This window comes from Mesorhizobium sp. M4B.F.Ca.ET.089.01.1.1 (assembly GCF_004022605.1).
Lineage (GTDB): Bacteria > Pseudomonadota > Alphaproteobacteria > Rhizobiales > Rhizobiaceae > Mesorhizobium > Mesorhizobium abyssinicae.
In genome coordinates, this window is record NZ_RZOS01000842.1 from 1 (window position 1) to 1313 (window position 1313).

2 protein-coding genes and 1 pseudogene are annotated in these 1313 nt (G+C 65.4%); 2 read left to right on the forward strand and 1 reads right to left on the reverse strand.

Features of this window, described 5'->3' with window-relative positions; all coding sequences use genetic code 11:
* The coding region (locus tag EN780_RS34395; RefSeq protein WP_128276474.1) for a helix-turn-helix domain-containing protein at positions 1–379 on the forward strand (379 nt) is incomplete at its 5' end.
* Positions 380–470: 91 nt separating this feature from the next.
* The gene (locus tag EN780_RS34400) at positions 471–893 is read left to right on the forward strand and encodes a VOC family protein (RefSeq protein ID WP_128276475.1); all 423 of its coding nucleotides are present in this window, start codon (positions 471–473) and stop codon (positions 891–893) included.
* Here EN780_RS34400 and EN780_RS34405 read toward each other — a convergent pair.
* Positions 890–1313, reverse strand: a pseudogene (locus EN780_RS34405) (cobyric acid synthase CobQ); the annotation flags it as partial. The gene EN780_RS34400 and the pseudogene EN780_RS34405 sit on opposite strands and share 4 nt — an antisense overlap.

Consider the following 1313-nt stretch of genomic DNA (forward strand, 5'->3'; position numbering starts at 1 on the left):
GGCACGGGATTGGGACACTCGTTTCGCGATTGCCGAGAGCTTCGTCGCAGCAAGGCTGGCGGAGGCGAAGCGGATGTCAGCCGAGATCGCCTGGGCCTACCGGCAAGTCATTGGCTCTGGCGGACGCACGCGGGTCTCCGTGCTTGCCGATGAGCTCGGCTGGAGCCGCAAGCATCTCGCGGCGAAATTTTCCGACGCGATCGGCATCGGGCCGAAAACGCTGTCGCGCATCGTGCGCTTCAACCGGGCGCTCTCGCTGTCCAAGCATCAGCTCGACGACTGGGCGGGGATCGCCGCCGATTGCGGCTATGCTGACCAGGCGCATCTGGTGCGCGAATTCCGCGATCTCGCCGGCGAGACGCCAACCGCGCTCGCATAGTCTCTTTCTCCACCGAGGTAACATTTCTTCAAGACGCCGCGGCGGCCTTCGCCGAGACTGGATACCGTCAACCGACACCAGGGAGATTGCCATGTCGACCGCGAACGAAGCACCTCGTCTCTACCCCGCTCTGCGCTACAAGAATGCCGCCAAAATGATCGAATGGCTGTGCGACGCCTTCGGCTTCACGGTGCGCGCCCGCTATGGCGAGGGCGACGTCGTGCATCACGCCGAGCTCGTCTTCGGCGCCTCGATGATCATGCTCGGCACCGCGCGTGACGACGACTACGGCAAGATGGTCGGCGAGCCCGGCGCCGGCGGCGGCAAGTCGATCTATGTCGCGGTGGAAGACGCCGATGCCGCCTACGCCAGGGCAAGAAAGGCCGGCGCCACGATCCTGCAGGAACTGACCGATCGCGACTATGGCAGCCGCGAGTTCATCTGCCGCGACCCGGAAGGCAATGTCTGGTCGTTTGGCACCTACTGGCCGAAGGCAGGAGACGCCGCCAGCTAACGGGCCAGGCCAAAAATCGCGTCGCAGTCGAGGTGGGTTTCCAGTTCGGCCGCGACCTCGTCCAGCGCCCGCTCGACATCGGCGCGATAGTCGATGCCGCCGCCTTTGACGCCGAGGCTTTCCAGGAACCTTGCCCGGAAGGCGTCTGCGGAAAACAGCCCGTGCAGATAGGTGCCAACCACCTTGCCATCGGCGGAGATCGCCCCGTCATCGATGCCGTTGATGACGGCGGACGGCCGCGCCAAATCCGGGCCGGTGGTGCGGCCGAGATGTATCTCGTAGCCTTCCAGCGGCAGATCGAACTGGACCGAGCGGGCGCTGACATTGCGGACCGTCTTCTCCGGCTCCATGACCGTTTCGATGTCGAGCAGGCCGAGCCCCTCCGCCTCGGTCACGCTGCCCTCGATGCCGGCGGGGTCG

Bases quoted from the DNA above. Each gene is read 5' to 3' on its own strand.
- EN780_RS34400 (WP_128276475.1), top strand. From the start codon at position 471: ATGTCGACCGCGAACGAAGCACCTCGTCTCTACCCCGCTCTGCGCTAC.